Origin of the sequence: Roseateles saccharophilus (assembly GCF_031458095.1) — a bacterium.
Taxonomy (GTDB): domain Bacteria; phylum Pseudomonadota; class Gammaproteobacteria; order Burkholderiales; family Burkholderiaceae_C; genus Pelomonas; species Pelomonas saccharophila_A.
Genome location: NZ_JAVDXU010000001.1, coordinates 2596057 through 2614218, shown reverse-complemented (window position 1 = coordinate 2614218; position 18162 = coordinate 2596057). Strand labels below are relative to the sequence as shown.

The 18162-nt window shown below is 69.8% G+C and carries 20 protein-coding genes; 11 read left to right on the top strand and 9 right to left on the bottom strand.

The window, feature by feature from the left end; all coding sequences use genetic code 11:
• Positions 1–96: 96 nt before the first annotated feature.
• Entirely contained in the window at positions 97–1563 is a 1467-nt protein-coding gene (locus tag J2X20_RS11945; RefSeq protein ID WP_310264790.1) for an ATPase domain-containing protein, read from the bottom strand.
• On the bottom strand, positions 1560–1991 hold the full coding sequence (locus tag J2X20_RS11940) for a hypothetical protein (protein WP_310264789.1): 432 nt from the start codon (positions 1989–1991) through the stop codon (positions 1560–1562). Before J2X20_RS11940 ends, J2X20_RS11945 begins: the two co-directional genes overlap by 4 nt.
• 1028 nt (positions 1992–3019) lie before the next feature.
• On the opposite strand from J2X20_RS11940, the gene J2X20_RS11935 reads away from it, so the two are divergent.
• Positions 3020–3976 carry a lipoxygenase family protein gene (locus J2X20_RS11935; protein WP_310264787.1) on the top strand — a complete coding sequence of 319 codons (957 nt, stop codon included), beginning with the start codon at positions 3020–3022 and terminating at the stop codon, positions 3974–3976.
• Positions 3977–3979: 3 nt separating this feature from the next.
• On the opposite strand, the gene J2X20_RS11930 is transcribed toward J2X20_RS11935, so the two are convergent.
• Complete coding sequence (locus tag J2X20_RS11930) at positions 3980–4618, bottom strand: TetR/AcrR family transcriptional regulator (protein ID WP_310264786.1); 639 nt, start codon at positions 4616–4618, stop codon at positions 3980–3982.
• A 122-nt stretch (positions 4619–4740) separates the two neighbouring features.
• Between J2X20_RS11930 and J2X20_RS11925 the strand changes: the two genes are divergently transcribed.
• The 8 genes from J2X20_RS11925 to J2X20_RS11890 are packed head-to-tail and all read left to right on the top strand — an operon-like array spanning position 4741 to position 11708.
• Positions 4741–6060 carry an NAD(P)/FAD-dependent oxidoreductase gene (locus tag J2X20_RS11925; protein WP_310264785.1) on the top strand — a complete coding sequence of 440 codons (1320 nt, stop codon included), beginning with the start codon at positions 4741–4743 and terminating at the stop codon, positions 6058–6060.
• Positions 6057–6833: a DUF1365 domain-containing protein gene (locus J2X20_RS11920; RefSeq protein ID WP_310264783.1), complete on the top strand. Its 777-nt coding sequence runs from the start codon at positions 6057–6059 to the stop codon at positions 6831–6833. The genes J2X20_RS11925 and J2X20_RS11920 overlap by 4 nt, the downstream gene beginning before the upstream one ends.
• Positions 6834–6835: 2 nt before the next feature.
• Positions 6836–8083 (top strand): class I SAM-dependent methyltransferase, encoded by a 1248-nt coding sequence (locus J2X20_RS11915; protein WP_310264781.1) that lies wholly within the window; start codon positions 6836–6838, stop codon positions 8081–8083.
• Positions 8080–8652 (top strand): chalcone isomerase family protein, encoded by a 573-nt coding sequence (locus J2X20_RS11910; protein WP_409034147.1) that lies wholly within the window; start codon positions 8080–8082, stop codon positions 8650–8652. The genes J2X20_RS11915 and J2X20_RS11910 overlap by 4 nt, the downstream gene beginning before the upstream one ends.
• A gap of 4 nt (positions 8653–8656) precedes the next feature.
• Positions 8657–9943, top strand: a complete 1287-nt coding sequence (locus J2X20_RS11905; protein WP_310264778.1) for an MFS transporter — start codon at positions 8657–8659, stop codon at positions 9941–9943.
• Positions 9940–10479: a DUF3833 domain-containing protein gene (locus J2X20_RS11900; protein ID WP_310264776.1), complete on the top strand. Its 540-nt coding sequence runs from the start codon at positions 9940–9942 to the stop codon at positions 10477–10479. Before J2X20_RS11905 ends, J2X20_RS11900 begins: the two co-directional genes overlap by 4 nt.
• A 4-nt stretch (positions 10480–10483) precedes the next feature.
• On the top strand, positions 10484–11260 hold the full coding sequence (locus J2X20_RS11895) for an SDR family NAD(P)-dependent oxidoreductase (protein WP_310264774.1): 777 nt from the start codon (positions 10484–10486) through the stop codon (positions 11258–11260).
• A 1-nt stretch (position 11261) separates the two neighbouring features.
• Entirely contained in the window at positions 11262–11708 is a 447-nt protein-coding gene (locus J2X20_RS11890; RefSeq protein ID WP_310264772.1) for a nuclear transport factor 2 family protein, read from the top strand.
• Here the strand turns inward: J2X20_RS11890 and J2X20_RS11885 are convergent.
• The 3 genes from J2X20_RS11885 to mnmH form a co-directional block, all read right to left on the bottom strand.
• Positions 11705–11911, bottom strand: coding sequence for a hypothetical protein (locus tag J2X20_RS11885; protein ID WP_310264769.1), 207 nt, complete (start codon positions 11909–11911; stop codon positions 11705–11707). The genes J2X20_RS11890 and J2X20_RS11885 overlap by 4 nt on opposite strands.
• Before the next feature lie 80 nt (positions 11912–11991).
• On the bottom strand, positions 11992–13056 hold the full coding sequence (selD, locus tag J2X20_RS11880) for a selenide, water dikinase SelD (RefSeq protein ID WP_310264768.1): 1065 nt from the start codon (positions 13054–13056) through the stop codon (positions 11992–11994).
• A 9-nt stretch (positions 13057–13065) separates the two neighbouring features.
• Complete coding sequence (mnmH, locus tag J2X20_RS11875) at positions 13066–14112, bottom strand: tRNA 2-selenouridine(34) synthase MnmH (protein WP_310264764.1); 1047 nt, start codon at positions 14110–14112, stop codon at positions 13066–13068.
• Positions 14113–14197: 85 nt separating this feature from the next.
• Between mnmH and sugE the strand changes: the two genes are divergently transcribed.
• A complete protein-coding gene (gene sugE / locus J2X20_RS11870) occupies positions 14198–14512 on the top strand; it encodes a quaternary ammonium compound efflux SMR transporter SugE (RefSeq protein WP_310264762.1) in 315 nt (104 codons plus the stop codon).
• Positions 14509–15090: a GNAT family N-acetyltransferase gene (locus J2X20_RS11865; protein WP_310264759.1), complete on the top strand. Its 582-nt coding sequence runs from the start codon at positions 14509–14511 to the stop codon at positions 15088–15090. Before sugE ends, J2X20_RS11865 begins: the two co-directional genes overlap by 4 nt.
• On the opposite strand, the gene J2X20_RS11860 is transcribed toward J2X20_RS11865, so the two are convergent.
• The 3 genes from J2X20_RS11860 to J2X20_RS11850 form a co-directional block, all read right to left on the bottom strand.
• Positions 15079–16530 (bottom strand): CYTH and CHAD domain-containing protein, encoded by a 1452-nt coding sequence (locus J2X20_RS11860; protein ID WP_310264757.1) that lies wholly within the window; start codon positions 16528–16530, stop codon positions 15079–15081. The two genes, J2X20_RS11865 and J2X20_RS11860, sit on opposite strands and share 12 nt — an antisense overlap.
• Positions 16531–16534: 4 nt before the next feature.
• Positions 16535–17197, bottom strand: a complete 663-nt coding sequence (locus J2X20_RS11855; RefSeq protein ID WP_310264756.1) for a glutathione S-transferase family protein — start codon at positions 17195–17197, stop codon at positions 16535–16537.
• Between the two features lie 66 nt (positions 17198–17263).
• Complete coding sequence (locus tag J2X20_RS11850) at positions 17264–18151, bottom strand: DMT family transporter (RefSeq protein WP_310264753.1); 888 nt, start codon at positions 18149–18151, stop codon at positions 17264–17266.
• Positions 18152–18162 lie beyond the last annotated feature (11 nt).

The window sequence follows — 18162 nt, the reverse complement described above, 5'->3', positions numbered from 1 at the left end:
ATGCGGCAAGCTCCGCACGCAATGTGTCCGCGCTGTCGGGAACTCTGACCATGCCGACGCCCCCAGGAGTCGCGCTGCCGAGCGGCAGTGCGGTGGCTAGGCCTCGCCGGCAGCGACGCCGCGGGGCCGGGTCGCTGGACGACCGCCCAGCAGGCCCTCTTGCTCAGCAAGCATCGTGCCGATCTCGATGCCGGCGTCGCCGATGCTGTATTCGCGCAGCTGGTCCGAATGGCCGCTGTCGCGCACTTTGACGACGGCCAGCACGCGCCGCAGCCGGCTTTCGACCTCGATATAGCGCTGCACGATGATGGCGTCGGTCATGAAGGCCGTGCCATAGGGGCTGAAGCGCAGGTCGGTGTAGCGGTCCTCCAGCTCCGACGTCATCAGCACCGTCACCCCGAGGCCGGTCAGCGACGTCACCAGGCGCAGCAGCGATTCGCGGAAGTCCTCCTTGAACGAGGGCCCCAGCGCCAGCTCGAAACCCGACAGCGAGTCGATGACGACGCGGCTGGCACCCCGCCGGCGGATCTCGGTGGCGAGCATCTGCATGACCTCCTCGATGGAGATGTCGGTGGCGTGGCTTTCGACCAGGCCGATGCGGCCATCCTCGATGTACTGCGCCAGCGCCTTGTTGTGCAGGCGATGGGGACGCCGCTCGAAGGCCGCGATGACGCCGGTCTCGCCGTTGCGCACGCCGGCGTCCAGGAAGGCCGCGGCCAGGATGCTCTTGCCCGATCCGGACGGGCCGGCGAGCAACAGCGAGTAGCCGCGCGGCAGGCCACCGTCCATCATCTCGTCCAGCCCGGGCACGCCCATGGAGGCGCGTTGGACGGTGCCGACATCCGCTGCGAGGCGCGGCGCGGCCGGTGCCGGCACGAAGACCTGCACGCCGTCGCCGCTGATGCGAAACGAGTGCAGGCCGGGCAGCGAAGGCTGGCCGCGCATCTTCATGATCTCCATCTTGCGCACCATGGCGTTGCGCTGCACGCTCTGGCGCATCCAGATCAACCCGTCCGCCACGGTGAACACCGGGTTGGCGTCGGTGTCGGTGAAGTACTCGCCGATCAGGAAGGTGGTGGCCTGCCAGCTCGTCATCAGCATGCCGAGCTGCTGCATGAAGCGCTGCAGGTGGTTGTGCGCGTGGCCGCTGGCATCGGTGGCCAGCACGACGGAACGGAAGGAATCGACGAAGACGAGGGCCGGTTCGTGCGCCGCGACTTCTTCGGTGATGCGCGCCAGCACCTGGTCCAGGTTGCCGGCCATCGCCTCTTCGCAGAGGTTGACGAAGCGCACGCTGCGGTTGATGGCGGCGGGATCGAAGAAGGCGAACTGCTGCTGGTAGCGCAGCATCTTCAGCGGCGGCTCGCCCAGCACGGTGAAGTACAGCGCCGGCCTGTCCTCGGTGGCCAGCGCGAACATGATCTGGTGCGCCAGCGTCGTCTTGCCGCAGCCGGGCTGGCCGGCGATGAGATTGAACGAGAACTCCGGCAGGCCCCCGCCCAGCAAGTCATCCAGCCCCGGGACGCCGGTCGCCAGGCTGTTGATCGTCACTTTGGATGTCATGGCTTGGGGTCCTGCGCCAGCGGAGCGCTCGAAGGAGTCGACCAGGCGGCTTTCAGCAGCCGCTCGGTCAACGGAGCGCCGATCAAGGTTGTCAGCAGCTCGCGGAAGTTCATGAACAGCGCGCTGCCCGCCTCCATGGCGATGGCCGGCTGCTGTGCGGCGATGAGCCGGATCAGTTCGCCCAGTTCGATCGCCGCGGTGGTATTGCCTGTCTTGAGCGGCGCCAGGCAGGGGTGGCGCGTGGCCGTCAGATGCAGCGTGCGCCGGAACAGGGCTGCAACGCCGCGCTGCCCGAGCACAGGCTGCAGGGCGAACTGGATGTCCGTCCACATCGCGCCGATCGCGTCGGCAATCTGGTGGGGGGCGGCGTCCTCTGCCACGCGTTGGGCCAGAGGAGCCGTAAACCGGCTGCTCTCTCGGCTGTCCATGGCGGAGGGTTCAGAGCTGATGTGCGCTGGAGTGTAGGCCTGCGGGGCCCGCTCCAACGTAAATCGACGGTCACGCGCAGTTGCACGAAATGAGGCACGCGCACTGTGTGCGGCCGATTCCTTGGCTAGGCTTTATGGTTTGCCGGCCGACGGAAGAAAAACCATGAAACGCAGAGACATCGTCAAATGGTCCGCTTCGGCGGGTGGTTTGGGCCTGATCGGTGGCCGCCCATCGCCGGCGTTGGCGGCGCTGCCGGTCCCCCGGCCGACCCTGCCGCAGAAGGCCGACCTGATCAGCGCGGCGGCGCGGCGGCTGCAGCTCGCCGGGCAGCAGGTCCTGTATCAGTGGACCGAATCGCACCTCAACCTCGCCGGCGTGCCGATGGCGGCCGTCGTGCCGGCAGCGGAGCTGCCCACGCTCGAACATCAGTTCAAGACCGCGGCGCTCGCGGTCGAGGCGGTCACCAATTTCGCGGCGTCGTCCGCGCCCAGTGCGCTGGCGTCGAGCAACCTGCAGACGCTGGATGGCCTGCGCAGCCGGCTCGCGCAGGCCCAGGCCAGCTTCGACAGCCTGGCCGCCGCCAATGCCGGCTTGCTGGGCCTGCCCGCGGCCGTGCTGTCGCTGCTCAGCAATCTCACGGCCACCGTGAGCGACATCGCCACGCAGCTCAAGCAGATCCACTATGGACTGCTCAACCAGGGCGCCTTGAGCCCCCAGCCCAGGACGGTGGCGCAATACGACGCGCTGTTCGTCACCCTCGACAAGCCCGCCATCGCGCAGCTGCTGCACGACGATGAAACCTTTGCCTATATGCGGGTGGGCGGGCCCAACCCCATGCTGATCAGGCGGGTGGCCGCGCTGCCGGCCAAGTTCCCGCTCGGCGACGCGCAATACCTCCAGGTCATGGGCGGCAACGACAGCCTGCTCGACGCGGCCGCCAGCGGCCGGCTCTATCTGCTCGACTATGAAAGCCTGGGTGGCATGGCGCCGCCGGGGCCGGTGAACAAGCCCTTGACGGGCACGGGCCATGGCTATGCGCCGATTGCGCTGTTCGCACGCCCCAGGGGCGGCCGCTCGCTCCGAGGCCTTCGCGGTGGCGACGCAGCGCCAGCTCGCCAACGCCCACCCCTTGAGCCGCCTGCTGGCGCCGCATCTGGAAGGGGCGATGTTCATCAACGAGGCCGCCACCCTGCTCATCATGGGGCCGCTGACGACGGGCGACACCATCCTGGCGGCGCCCATAGAGACGCTGCAGCGCGAGTGCGGACGCGACCGGTTGGCCTATGACTTCTACGACAACATGCTGCCCAACGATCTGCGCGCCCGCGGCGTGGACGACGTCAGCCTGTTGCCGGACTACCCCTATCGCGACGATGCCCTGCTGGTCTGGACCGCGATCGGCCAGTGGGTGGGCGACTACCTCGCGGTCTACTACGCCAGCGATGCCGACGTGACCGGCGACTACGAACTCAGGGCCTGGGCCGGCGAGCTGGCCACCAGCGGCAGGATCAAGGGCTTCAAGCCCATCACGACGCGCAGCCAGCTGGCCCTGGTGGTGACGGCCATCATCTTCAATGCCAGTGCCCAGCACGCGGCCGTCAACTTCCCGCAGTCCTCGCTGATGACCTATGCCCCCTTCTATGCCGGCATGGGCGGCACGCCGGCGCCCACGGCGGTGGCGGGGCAGACCGAAGCGAGCTGGCCGCAGATGCTGCCGGCCCGCCTGGCGGCGCAGGAGCAGATCCTGCTGTTCCACATCCTCGGCGGCGTCTACTACCGGACGCTGGGCGAATACCGGGACAGTGCCTTTCCCTATCTGCCGGTGCTGCTCGATCCGGCGATCACGAGCCCGGGCGGGCCGCTGGAGCGCTTTCGAGCCGCTCTGGCCGCGGTCGAGAGCACCGTCAGGCAGCGCAACCTGGCACGCGCGCGGCCCTACGAATACCTGCTGCCGAGCCGCATCCCGTCGAGCACCAACATCTGAGGGCTAGCGACAGGCCAGGCCGTCAAAGGTCGTGGACGAGACCCAGTCGAGGATCTGCTCATGGCTGTACTGGCCGGACTCCTTGAGCAGCGCCACGACCGGATCGCAGGCGCGCGCGAACAGCGTGTAGAGCACCAGCTCGGGCGGCAGCAGCGGGTTGAGCTGGCCGCTGGTCTGGGCCTCGGTGATCCAGATGCTGAGGCGATTGCTCAGGGCGATCAGCCGGTCCATGTAGGCGTCGTTGGATTGCAATGACGCGCTGAGGCTGGAGTTGTGCGCCGGCAGCGAAGGCATCTCGCCTTCCAGCTGCGTCGCCATGGCCCAGCGGGCCACGGCCTTGAGCTGGTCGATGGCCCGCACCGGCGGGCTGCCTTCGGCGACCTGGTCGGCCCGGCCACGCAGGGCATCGACGAAGGCCAGAGCCCGGTCCAGGGCGCCCACCATGGCGGCGCCGGCCAGCTCTTCCTTGGACGGAAAGAGCTTGTAGAGGCTGGCCTTGGCCAGGCCCGCCTCGGCCGCCACTTCGTCCACCGTCATCGCGTCATAGCCCTTGGTGGCCAGCAGGCGATTGACCGCGCCGACGATGGCGTCCTGGCGCACGCGCAGCAGCTGGTCTTTGATGGAGGGGCGGGCGACAACCATGGGCGGATTCTAGACCGGCAAGGTCGTCGAAAAAACCAGATGGTGCAATTTTCAGACTGATGAGTTATTGTGTGAACTATCGAGTTCACAACATGACCTAATCAGTTCATTCGGAGATTGCCATGCATCGCATCGCCGTGATTGGATCCGGCATCGCAGGTCTGGCGGCGGCCCACCGCCTCGCCCTGGCCCCCGGCGATCACCGGGTCACGCTGTTCGAGGCCGGCCCTCATTTCGGTGGCCATGCCCACACGGTGGACCTGGAGTTGGAGGGCGTCACGCATGGCGTGGACACCGGCTTCCTGGTCTTCAACCGCCGCACCTATCCCCTGCTGATCCAGCTCTTCGCCGACCTCGGCGTCGAGACGGCCGCATCGGACATGTCCTTTTCGGTCCAGCTGCCGCGGGCCGACGGCCGTGCCGGCCTGGAGTGGAGCGGCAGCTCGCTGCGCGGCGTGTTCGCCCAGCGCCGCAACCTGCTGCGGCCGCGCTTCTGGCGCATGCTGGCCGAGATCCTGCGCTTCAACCGCCTGGCGACGGCCCTGGCCGAGACCGCCCCGGACCAGGCCCTGCAAGGTTCCATCGGCGACTTCCTCGACGCGCAGGGCTTCACGCCGACCTTTCGCGAGCACTATCTGCTGCCCATGATCGGCTGCATCTGGTCCTGCCCGACCGAGCAGATGCTGAAGTTCCCCTTGAGCACGCTGATCCGCTTCTGCCACAACCATGGCCTCATCCAGGTGGCCGACCGGCCGCAGTGGTACACGGTGCGCGGCGGTTCGCGCGAGTATGTGCGGCGCATGGTGGCTCGTATCCCAGACGCGCGCCTGCAGACGCCCGTGCTGGGCCTGCAGCGCTCCGCACGCCAGGTGCGCCTGCTGACCCGCCAGGGCAGCGAGTCCTTCGACGCCGTCGTCCTCGCCTGCCACAGCGACCAGGCCCTGGCCCTGCTGGGCGAAGGCGCCAGCGGCGACGAACGCACCGTGCTCGGCGCCATCCGCTACCAGCCCAACACCGCGGTGCTGCACCGCGACGTGGGCGTGCTGCCGCAGCGCCGCGCGGCCTGGGCCTCCTGGAACTACGAGCGCTCGGGCCAGGCGGCCGCGCAGCAGGCCCAGGTCTGCCTGCACTACCTGATCAACCGTCTGCAGCCCTTGCCCTGGCAGCAGCCCGTCATCGTGTCTCTGAATCCGGCACGGCCCATCGACGAGAGCCTCGTGCACCGCCGCATCGACTACAGCCACCCGGTCTTCGACCTTGCCGCCCTGCAGGCCCAGGGGCGGGTTGGTGAACTGCAGGGGCGGCAGCGGACCTGGTTTGCCGGCGCCTGGTGCGGCTACGGCTTTCACGAGGATGGCCTGCGCGCGGGGCTGCAGGCGGCCGATGGGGTGCTGCAGGCCCTGGGCGCGTGGGCACTGTCGGACGAGAGGAGCGCCGCGTGAGCGCACCGGCCTCGCCTCGCATCGGCTTCGGTGCCATCTGGCACCGCCGGCTGCGGCCGGTCGCGCATGAATTCCGCTACCGCACCTATTTCCTGCTGCTGCCGCTGCGCAGCCTGCGCCGCCAGGCCTGCGCCGAGCTGAACCGCAACCGCCGGGGCTGGCTGAGTTTTCACGACCGCGACCACGGCGCGGGTGGCGACGACGCCCTGGCCTGGTTCGAGCAGTTGCTTGAACGGGAAGGCATAGCCGATGCGGACGGCGAAGTCTGGCTGCAGACCTTCCCGCGCGTGCTCGGCTATGCCTTCAAGCCGGTGAGCTTCTGGTATGCCCACCGCGGCGACGGCTCACTGGCCGCGGTACTGGCCGAGGTCAACAACACCTTCGGCGAACGCCACGCCTATCTGCTGGCCGGCCCGGAGCTCGCTTGGGGCGTGCAAAGCCATGCGCGCAAGGTCTTCCATGTCTCGCCCTTCTGCGGCGTCAGCGGCGAATACGGCTTCCGCTTCGAACTGTTGAACTCGGCCGAAGGCTTGCCTTCGCACACGGTCGCGCGCGTGGACCTGCACGACAGCCAGGGGCCGCTGCTGCAGACCAGCGTCGGCGGTGCCCTGGTGAAGCTGAGCGCCGCCAGCGTTCGCCGTGCCGTCTTCGGCATGCCCTTCATGACACTGGGCGTCATCCTGCGCATCCACTGGCAGGCCGCCCGCCTGTGGATCAAGCGCGTGCCATTTTTTACCAAGCCCGGCGCGCCCCAGAACTTCGTGAGCCGATAAGCATGAGCACACAGACCTTCCTCACGACCCCCTCCCGCCCGGCCCAGCCGCCTACCGCTGCCCGCCGCCTGCTGCGGCTGCTCGAGCGCCTGCCCATGGGCCAGCTGGAGCTGCGCCTGCCCGACGCCAGCGTGCTGCCACTGCCGGCCGCGGCCACGGGCCCGCGCGGCGTGCTGGTGCTGAAGGACTGGGCGATGTTCGAGCGCACGCTCAAGTCGGGCGACATCGGCTTTGCCGAAAGCTTCATCGACGGCGACTGGGACAGCCCCGACCTGACGGCGCTGCTGCGCCTGTGCATCGCCAACCGCGACCATGTCGAAGGCCTGATCTACGGCAGCTGGTGGGGGCGGCTGGGCTACCGCCTGCGCCATCTGCTGCGGCGCAATTCGCGCGCGGGCAGCGCCAGGAACATCCACGCCCACTACGACCTCGGCAACGATTTCTACCGGCTCTGGCTGGACCCCAGCATGAGCTACAGCGCGGCCTGGTTCGAAGGCCGCGACCCGCGGGGCGCCGACCTGCTGGCCGCCCAGCAGGCCAAGTACCGCCGCGCGCTGCGCGAGGCGCGGGTCGGGGCGGGCCAGCGCGTGCTGGAGATCGGCTGCGGCTGGGGTGGGCTCGCCGAGCTGGCGGCGCGCGACTTTGGCGCCGAGGTGACCGGCGTCACGCTGTCGGCCGAGCAGTTGCGCTGGGCCCAGCAACGCCTGCAGGACGCCGGCCTGGACGAGCAGGCGCAGATGCTCTACCTGGACTATCGCGACCTGCCGGCGCGCTTTGGCGGCGAGCCCTTCGATGCCGTCGTGTCCATCGAGATGTTCGAGGCCGTGGGCCACGAATACTGGGCCGGCTACTTCCAGACCCTCAACGCCTGCCTCAAGCCCGGCGGCCACGCCTGCATCCAGACCATCACCATCCGCGACGACCTGTTCCCGCGCTATCTGCGCTCGACGGACTTCATCCAGCAATACATCTTCCCGGGCGGCCTGTTGCCCAGCCCCTCGGCCTTCGAGGCCGAGGCCCGGCGCGCCGGCTTCATCGTCGAGAACCGTCTCGCCTTCGGGGCCGACTACGCCGAGACGCTGCGCCGCTGGCGCGAGGCCTTTCTCGCCAACATCGAGGCCGTGCAGCGCCAGGGCTTCGACCAGCGCTTCCAGCGCATCTGGGCCTTCTATCTGGCCTACTGTGAAGCCGCCTTCGACACCGGCAACACCGACGTCATCCAGTTCACGCTGAGAAAGCCCGGCCCATGAGCGCCCGCCCCCTGCAACGGCGCCGCCTGCTGGGCCGGCTTGCAGCGGCCACCGCCATCACGCCCTTCACCATGCTCCCAGCCATCGCCGACACCCCCATCCCCGCTGAGCTGCGCGCCAGCCTGCCGCAGGCGCGCCTGCAGGGCTCGGGCGTGCTGCGCTTCTTCGGCCTGCGCGTCTACGAGGCCCGCTTGTGGACGCCGCCGGGCTTTGACGCCGAAGGGTATGCCCGCCATCCCTTTGCGCTCGAGCTGATCTACGACCGGCGCCTGGAAGGCCAGGCCATCGCCGAGCGCTCGGTGGCCGAGATGCGGCGCGTCGGCAGCTTCGATGAGGCCCAGGCCAAGCGCTGGCTGGCGCTGATGACGCGCGCCTTTCCCGACGTCACGGCCGGCGACCGCCTGCTTGGCCTGCACGACGGCCAGGGCGGCGTCGGCTTCTTCCACAACGGCAAGCTCACCGCGCAGACGGTCGACGCGGACTATGCGCGGCTGTTCTTCGGCATCTGGCTGGCGCGCCAGTCCTCGGCGCCGGCCCTGCGCGCCGCGCTGCTCGGCCTCGCGCCCTGAAGCCATGTCGACACCGGCCGCCGGCGCCCTGCCCATGACCCTCGGTTGGCGCCGTGGCCTGGGCTACGCGAGCCTGGCCGTGCCGCTCGCCTTCGTCTCCCTGCCTCTGTACGTCAACCTGCCCTACCACTACGCCTCGGTGCTCGGCATGCCGCTGGCAGCGCTGGGCGCGGTGATGCTCGCCGTGCGCCTGCTCGATGCTTTCATCGATCCGGCCCTGGGGCGCGCCGTCGACGCACTGTTCCGGCGCGGCGCGGCCGCGGCGCGCTGGGCGGCCGGCCTCGGCAGCCTCGTGCTGGCCCTGGCCTTCGCCGCGCTGTGGCGGCCGCCGTCCACCGCACCTGCCGTCATGACGGCCTGGCTGGTGGCCGCGCTGCTGACGAGCACCCTGGCCTACAGCGGCGTCAGCATCCTGCACCAGAGCTGGGGCACGCGCTGGGGCGGCGGGCCGGCGCTGCGCGCCCGGGTGACCGGCTGGCGCGAGGCCGGCACGCTGACCGGCGTGCTGCTGGCCAGTGCACTGCCCGTCTGGGCGGGCTGGAACGCCACCAGCCTCGCCCTGGCCCTGCTGCTCGCGGCCGGCCTGCTCGGCTTGAGCCGCCTGCCCGCGAGGGCCCGTCCGCACCTGCATCAGCAGCCGCAGCCCGGCCCTTCGCCATGGCGGCTTGCGGCCTTCCGCCAGCTGCTCGCCGTCTTCATGCTGAATGGCATCGCCAGCGCGATCCCGGCCACGCTGCTGCCCTTCTTCATCGCCGACCGGCTGCAGCTGCCGCAGTGGCAGGCGCCGCTGCTGCTGGGCTATTTCGCCGCCGCCGTGCTGGGCCTGCCGCTGTGGGTGCGCATGGCCGCCCGCTGGGGGCTGGCGCCGACCTGGCGGCTGGGCATGGCCGCCAGCGTGCTCGCCTTCGCCGCCACGCCCTGGCTCGCCGCGGGCGACGGCGCCGCCTTTGCCGCCGTCTGCCTGTGCAGCGGCCTGGCCCTGGGCGCCGACCTGGCCCTGCCGGGTGCGCTGTTGACCGGCGTCATCCATCGCAACGGCGCCGGCGGCCGCGACGAAGGCGTCTACCTTGGCTGGTGGACCTGCGCCACCAAGCTCAACCTGGCCCTGGCCGCGGGCCTGGCCCTGCCCCTGTTGGCCGCCGCCGGCTACCGCAGTGGCGGCCGCGACGAGGCCGGCCTGCTGGCCCTGGCCTGGGCCTATGGCGGCCTGCCCTGTCTGCTGAAGCTGGCCGCCGCCGCGGCGCTGTGGCGGGCGGAGGGCCTGAACCCGAGCTGGAAGGATCACGCATGAACGTTCCCCTCATCCGCCGCGCACTGCTCGGCGCCGGCGTGGCTTTCACGCTGGCCGGCTGCGCCGGCCCCGAGGTGCGGGACTACGCCAAGGAAGAACCCCGGCTGGACCTGCGCGCCTTCCTTAGCGGCGAGCTCAGCGCCAAGGGCATGTTCACCGACCGCGCCGGCCGCGTCGTGAAGCGCTTCACCGTCAAGATGGTGGGGCGCTGGGACGGCGATGTCGGCGTGCTCGACGAACGTTTCCAGTACAGCGATGGCAGCACGCAGCGGCGCGTCTGGCGGTTGCGGTCCCTCGGCCAGGGGCGCTACAGCGGCACGGCGGATGACGTCATCGGCGCGGCCGAAGGCGAGAGCGCCGGCAATGCCTTGCGCTGGAACTACACGCTGGCCCTGCCGGTGGACGGGCGGGTCTGGAACGTCGCCCTCGACGACTGGATGTTCCTCATCGACGAGCGCACCGTGCTGAACCGCTCGGCCATGAGCAAGTTCGGCCTGCACCTCGGCGACGTGACCCTGGTCATCACCAAGGAATGAGCCCATGCCTCTGAACCCGCCGCTGCGCGACTGGCAAGGCCGCTGGGTCTGGGTGATAGGCGCGTCGTCGGGCATAGGCCGCGCGACGGCGGCCGCGCTGTGCCAGCGGGGTGCCCGCGTCATCGTGTCGGCGCGGCATGCCGAGTCCCTGCAGGCCTTCGTGCGCGAGCACCCCGGCAGCGTGGCGCTGCCGCTGGACGTGACCCGGCCCGACGAGATGGGCGCCGCCGCGAAAGCGGTGCAGGGGCACGCCCTGGGCGCCCCGGCCCTGGTGCTCTACTGCGCGGGCCACTACCAGGCCCAGCAGGCAACGTCCTTCGACCGCCAAGAGATGGAGCGCCACCTGGCCGTCAACTACGGCGGCGTGCTGCATCTGCTCGAGGCCGTGCTGCCGATGCTGATCGCGGCGCGCAGCGGCCATCTCTGCCTGGTGGGCAGCGTGGCGGGCTATCGCGGCCTGCCGATGTCCCTGGCCTACGGGCCGACCAAGGCGGCGCTGAACAACCTCGCCGAGAACCTCTACCTGGACCTGCAGCCGCTGGGCCTGGGCGTGTCCATCGTCAACCCGGGCTTCGTCGAGACGCCGCTGACGGCCCAGAACCACTTCCACATGCCGGCCCTGATCGCGCCGCAAGAGGCGGCGCGGCACATGCTCGACGGCTGGGCGCGCGGGCGCTTCGAGATGAACTTCCCGCGCCGCTTCACGGCCTGGATGCGCCTGCTGCGCTGCCTGCCGGATGCCTGGTATTTCGCGGCCGTGCGCCGCGCCACCGGAGCCTGACATGCCGGCCACGTCCGCCGACCCCCGCACCCACCGGCTGGTGCAGGCCTACACCGGCCTGACCCGCGAGAGCCTGCCCGCCCTGCTGTCCCTGTATCACGCGCAAGCCAGCTTCAAGGACCCCTTCAACGACGTCCTCGGCCGGCCGGCCATCGAGCGCATCTTCAGCCAGATGTTCGAGGAGCTGCATGAGCCGCGCTTCGTCGTACAGACGGCCGCCACGGAGGGCAACGAGGCCTTTCTCGGCTGGGAGATGCATTTCCGGCGCCAGGCCCGCGGCGCGCCGATGACCATCCGCGGCGCCAGCCATCTGCGCTACTCGAGCGCCGGCCTGGTGTTCGTGCACCGGGACTACTGGGATGCCGCCGAGGAGCTCTACGCCAAGCTGCCCGTGCTGGGCCTGCTGATGCGCGCCCTGCAGAGGCGGCTGTCGACACCTCAGCCCTAGTCGACGATGAATTCCTCGCTGCCCATGCGATGGCTGCCGTGGAAGACCTGATGCCCCGCGCCGCGCCGCTGCGCTTCGGCCTGCGCCTCGGCGGCATGGGCGTGAAAGCTGACGAAGTCGCCGGGCAGCTGCTGCTTGACCTTCAGCACCATCCAGCCCTTGACCCAGCCGGGATGCAAGGGGTCTGCCTGCAAGGTTTCCATGGTCTCTCCTGGTCTGACGGAGCCCCCAGTCTTCGCCGTCCACCGGCCTTTGTGTGTAGGACGGAACGAGAGCCGTTTCGCTAGCGCAGTTGCAGCCGCGGGCCTTGCGCCCCCGCGGCCACCACCGCGCCGATCTCAGCCGCGGCACCGAAGCCATGGCGGCGGAAGATGCCGAGCACGTCGTCCACCGCGCCGGCTGCGCAGGACACCAGCAGGCCGCCGCTGGTCTGGGGGTCGGTCAGCAGGGCCCGGTCGAGGGCCGCGAAACCGTCGGGCAGGACGACCTCCGCACCATAGCCGGCCCAGTTGCGCCCCGAGGCGCCGGTGACCATGCCGCGCTCGGCGAGTTCGCGCACTCCGGGCAGCAGAGGAACGCGTGCCCAGTCGATCTCGACGCTGGCCTGGGCGCCGCGCGCCAGCTCCAGCCCATGGCCGGCCAGACCAAAGCCCGTCACATCGGTCATGGCATGGACGCCGTCCAGTGCCGCCAGGTCCGGCCCGGGCGTGTTGAGCTGTGTCGTCGTCGCGAGCATCTGCGCATAGCCCTCGGCCGACAGCGCCTCCTTCTTCAGCGCTGCCGACAGCACGCCCACGCCCAGGGGCTTGCCCAGCACCAGTCGGTCGCCGACGCGGGCATCCGCGTTGCGCTTGACGCGTTTGGGATGCACGACGCCCAGAGCCACCAGGCCGTAGATGGGCTCGACGGAATCGATGGTGTGCCCGCCTGCGATCGGGATGCCGGCGGCGCTGCAGACCGACTCGCCGCCGGCCAGGATCTTGCCGATGACGTCGACCGGCAGCACATTGATGGGCATGCCCACCAGGGCCAGGGCCATGATGGGCTTGCCACCCATGGCGTAGACGTCGCTGATGGCATTGGTCGCGGCGATGCGGCCGAAGTCGAAGGGATCGTCGACGATGGGCATGAAGAAGTCCGTCGTCGCGATCAGCGCGATGTCGTCGGTCAGCTGGTAGACGGCGGCGTCGTCGGCCGTCTCTATGCCCACCAGCAGCTGCGGCGGCGCCGGGAAGTTGCGCGTGCTCTTCAGGATCTCGCTGAGCACGCCGGGGGCGATCTTGCAGCCGCAGCCGCCGCCGTGGGACAGCGAGGTCAGGCGGGGGACGGCGGGAGAGTTTTGGGTCATGACAGCCACCTAGGGCAGTGAAGCGATGCGCCGGGCCAGGGCCTGGATGCCGGCGTCCGACAGATCCTCGCATTGAAGGCGCTGCGCGGCCGGCAAGCCGGCCAGATGGCGGCCCTGCGAGCGGGCATAAAGGGGGTCGTAATGCTGGGCCATCAAGGCCTCGAAGAGTAGGGGCAGGGCGCCCTCCAGGGCCCAGGCCTGCCACTGCGCCAGCACCTCCTTGGGCAGCAGCTCGCGCAGCGTGCCCAGCTTGTCGGCCAGGCCCTGCGGGTCGTCGCCCAGCCAGGCGTAGTCGCGCAGCAGATAGTCCAGGCGGGCCGCCGGCGAAGCGGCAATCTCGACGACCGGGCTCTCGCGCAGGCGCTGCAGCAGCGGCTCGGGCACGGTGATGCGGCCGATGCGCCGGCTCTCGGCCTCGACCCAGACGCGGCGGGCCGGGTCCAGGCTGGTGAGGCGGTGCATCAGCTGGGTCTCGAAACCCTTTTGCGAGGGTTGGGGCCGGCCGGGCATGGCGCCCAGCACCGAGCCGCGATGGGCGGCCAGCTCTTCCAGGTCCAGGACCTGCTCACCCTCGGTTGCCAGGGCCTGCAGCACCCGTGTCTTGGCGCTGCCGGTGGGGCCGCACAGCACGCGCAGCTGCAGCTGCGGCGCGCGCTGCTCGATCTGCTCGATGACATGGGCGCGCCAGGCCTTGTAGCCGCCCTTGAGCTGCTGGGCATCCCAGCCCACCAGGCGCAGCCAGTTGACGAAGCTGCCGCTGCGCATGCCACCGCGCCAGCAATAGACCAGCGGCCGCCACTCCTTGGGCTTGTCATGGAAGAGGCCGTCCAGATGGCGGGCGATATTGCGCGCCACCATGGCGCCGCCGATCTTGCGCGCCTCAAAGGCGGAGACCTGGACATAGGTGGTGCCGACGATGCGGCGCTCCTCGTCGTCCAGCACGGGGCAGTTGATGGCGCCGGGGATGTGGTCGAGGGCGTACTCGGCGGGCGAGCGCGCGTCGATGAGGACGGTGAACTCGCCCAGCTCATTGACCGTCGTCGGCTTGTGGCTCATGGACGCAAGCGTAAGCCAACCCCAGTGCGCCCCGGGATTGCAGACCCGGCCAGAATCGCATCGAGGTATTGCTGAAGGAAATCGGATGGCCTGGATCGTTCTCCTCATAGCCGGCCTGCTCGAGGTCGGCTGGGCCATCGGCCTGAAATACACCGAGGGCTTCACCAAGCCCTGGCCCAGCGTGGCGACGGCAGCCTGCATGATCGCCAGCCTGTGGCTGCTCGGCATCGCGATGAAGTCGTTGCCGGTGGGCACGGCCTACGGCGTCTGGGTCGGCGTCGGCGCCGTTGGCACCGTCGTGCTGGGCATCTTCCTGCTCGGCGAGCCGGCCAATCCGGCGCGGCTGATCAGTGTCGCCCTGATCGTGGCCGGCATCGTCGGGCTGAAGCTGTCGTCATGAAGCTCGCCGTGCATGCCCTGACGCCCGAGCGCTGGCCCGATCTGGAAGCCCTGTTCGAGGCGCGCGGTTGTTCGGAAGCGCGCGGCTGCTGGTGCATGTACTACCGCGTCACGGGCAAGGGCGCCTATACGCGGCCGAGCGAGGCACAGCGCCAGGCCGCGCATGACGCGCTGAAGGCGTTGTCGGCCCAGGATCCGCCGCCCGGCCTGCTCGGGTATCGGGGTGACACGCCGGTGGGCTGGGTGTCCCTCGGCCCCCGCGAGGACTTTGCCAAGCTGCGCCGCTCGCCGGCCATGAAGGCGGTGGATGACCAGGCCGTCTGGTCCATCGTCTGCCTCGTCGTGCCCTCGGAGTACCGCAAGCAGGGCGTCGCGCGAGCGATGCTGCAGGGCGCCGTGGCCTATGCGCGCAAACGCGGCGTTCGCCTCATCGAGGCCTATCCGGTCGACAAGAGCGAGGCGGGCGCGCCGGATGCGCCCTGGTTCGGCTCGCTGGCGATGTTCGATGAACTGGGCTTTGAAGAGGTGGCGCGGCACCAGCCGGCGCGGCCCATCGTCAGGCTCAAGCTAGCGCGCTAGGTTCTCGATCGCCGCCAGATGGCTGAGCTCGTCGCGGGCCTGCTCGCGCACCTCGGCCAGGCGGGCGGTCAGCCAGCCGACGGCAAACCAGGCGGCCGGGTCGCTGGCCACCAGGGCCCGATAGCGGTCGTGGGCCACGACGAGGTCGTTGATCTTGCCCAGGGCCTGCTGGGCCGCGGCCAGGGCCTGCAGATGTCGCGCGGCGCGCTTCCTGGGCAGCAGGGGCGTGAAGAACTCGAGGGCGTAGCGCTGGCGCTTGGCGTGCTTGCGCAGCGCGTGCAGTTCCGCGGGCTCGAGTTCGTCGAAGCGGTGGCAGCCGTCCACCAGGCCCTTGTGCCAGCGGCGCAGGCGCTGGCGCGCCAGGCGTTTCAGCGAGCCCTGCGGCTCTTCCAGCGGCTGCAGGCCGGTGCGCCAGGTGATCCAGGCGAGCAGCAGTTGCTGGGTGTCATCGTTGCGGATCAAGGCAGTCAGGTCGATCGAGCCGTTGTCCGCAGGCAGCGTCAGTGGCGGCGCGCCGGCCCGCTGGAGTTCGGCGGCAACGCCGCTGCCCAGCACATCGCTGTCGCGCGCCTTGCCCAGTTCGGCGAACAGCGCGCGCAGGCCGTCCATCAGCTCGGCCGGCGGCTCGGCCACCCAGCCGCGGAAGGCCCGCAGCGCGCTGCGCAGGCGGCGGATGCCGACGCGCATCTGGTGCACATGCTCGGCGCGCAGCTCGGGGTCGCCCTCGATCAGGCCGATGGCATTGCGGCTGACATGGGCCAGGCATTCGTCGAACACCGCGCCGAAGGCCTCGAGAGCGCTGGCGCCCTTGCCGTAGCGCGGCGTCCTGGCCTTGCGCAGTGGTGAAGAGCCCGTTGCAAGGGCGTGGCCGCGCTCGGCCTTGTTGCGCGGGTCATAGACCAGACCGAAGCGGCGGCGCCAGCGTTCGACCAGGGCGAGCATCGCGACGGGCGAGCCCGACACCAGCTCGAACTCGATCTCACACAGTTTCTGCACCGCTGCGCCGGCCGTCAGCCGGCCCTCATCCAGTGCGATGTCGACGACGGCGCCACGCGTGCGCACGCGGCGCAGCAGGCGGCGTTGCTGGATCTGGAAGCGCGGGCCCACAGCCTCGGAATGCAACTCCAACAGCAACTGGCCGGGTGACGTCTGCGCATGGGCCTGCGGGTCGAGGCTGGCGTCGGGGCGCTCGACCTCGTGCTCGAAACGCTCCAGTGCGCCGGCGCCCGCGGCCTTCAGGCCCTGCACCCAACGCCGGCCTTCGCGGCGCATGCGCCAGGCCAGGCCTGCTCGCCCCAGGCGCCAGTCGGGCGTATCGAAATAGCTGTCGGTCAGTGAAACACGCCGTGGCGTTCCGCGCCCCGTCAGCTCGGCGACCAACGCGGTGCGTGCGGCGGCTGGGACGAGGAACTTGAGCTCGACCTCGGTGTGTTCGGGCAAGTTTTCAGCTCTTGGCCGCACTCAGCGAGCGCTCCTGGTCCGCCTTGCGGTCGGCCGCCACCTTGAGGGCATGCGGACGCTCGCCGATCAGCTTGGCATAGGGCTTCCAGTCGATGCCGGCGGCGGCAAGGAAGTCTTCGCCGTAGATGATCTTGGTCGTCATGCCCACCAGGGGCAGGCTGACCCAGGCGGCGCAGTCGGCCAGCGTGAAGCTGTCGCCGGCCAGATAGGGGCCGAACTTGGCCAGGCGCTTGAAGGCCTGGATGTGCTCGGGCAGCACGCGGGCGACGCGCTTCTTGGTGCCGTCGCTGACCTGGCCGCCGAAATAGGCTTCCGGGTACAGCTCGCGCGCCACCAGCTCCAGGTGCAGCTCGACATAGGTGATCAGCTCGCGCACCTTGGCCGCCTCATAGGGGTGGGCGGGGATCAGGCGCGGCGTCTCGGGATAGGCGGCCTCCAGGTATTCGACGATGGCCTGGCTCTCGCACAGCGGGCCATGCGGCGTCTTGATGAAGGGCACCTTGCCCAGCGGCGAGCAGCTCAGCACGGACTCTTCATGGGAATGCGTCCTCACGTATTCCTCGGTGAAGGGGATGCCCTTTTCCAGCAGGACCAGCTTGGCCTTGTTGTAGTAGTTCGAGAGCGGGATGCCGCAGAGCGTGATCATGGATGTCTCCTGGTGAATGCCGCAGTCTATGCAGAGCGGCGCCCGGCCTCTAGCGCGGTGGCGACATCAGCGCTGGTTCACCAGCACGATGCCCACCGCCAGGGCGGCCAGGGCCGCGATAAGGCGGGCGCTGATGCCCTCGCCCAGCAGCAGGGCGCCGGCCACCAGGCCGAACAGTGGCGTGCTCAGCGTGAAGACGGCCAGCTTGGTGGCGGCGTAGTGGCGGATCAGCCAGAACCAGGCCAGATAGCTGGCGAAGGTCACGACGACGGCCTGGAAGCCGAACAGGCCGAAAAGCCGGGGCGACCAATGCAGCGGCAGGGGCTCGCCCGCAAAGACGGCGGCGGCACACAGGGCGACGGCGGAGACACCCAACTGGTAGAGCAGGGTCTTCTCGGCCGGTGCGGAGCTCAGCTTCGTCGCGCGGATGGCCAGCGTCGTGCCGCCCCACAGCACGGCGGCGGCCACGCCGAGGGCGTCGCCCCACCATTGCAGTGGCGTACCCGGTGCCGAGAAGCCTTCTGCGAACGCAAAGGCCATGGCGCCAAAGGCCAGCACCAGGCCGACCCATTGCCGCGCCGACAGCGCCTCGCCGCGGGCGATCCACGGCATGCCCAGGGCGACGACAAAGGGCGCCAGATAGATGAAGACCACCATGCGCGAGGCGCTGGTGTATTGCAGGCCGACAAAGATGCAGCCGAACTCGGCCGCGAACAGCAGGCCGGCCAGCACGCCGCCCCACAGGCTGCCGTCGCGCTCGAACAGCTTGATGCCGCGCGACATCGACCACAGCCACACCAGGAATCCTGCGACGACCGAGCGCAGCCCCGCCTGCCATAGAGGACCGATCTCCGTCAGCGCCGCCTTGGCGGCCACCTGGTTGATGCCCCAGAGCAGGCAGCACAGCAGCAGGATGGCAATGGCGCGGGGGTCGAGATGGGTATGGCGGGTCATGCCCCCTATGC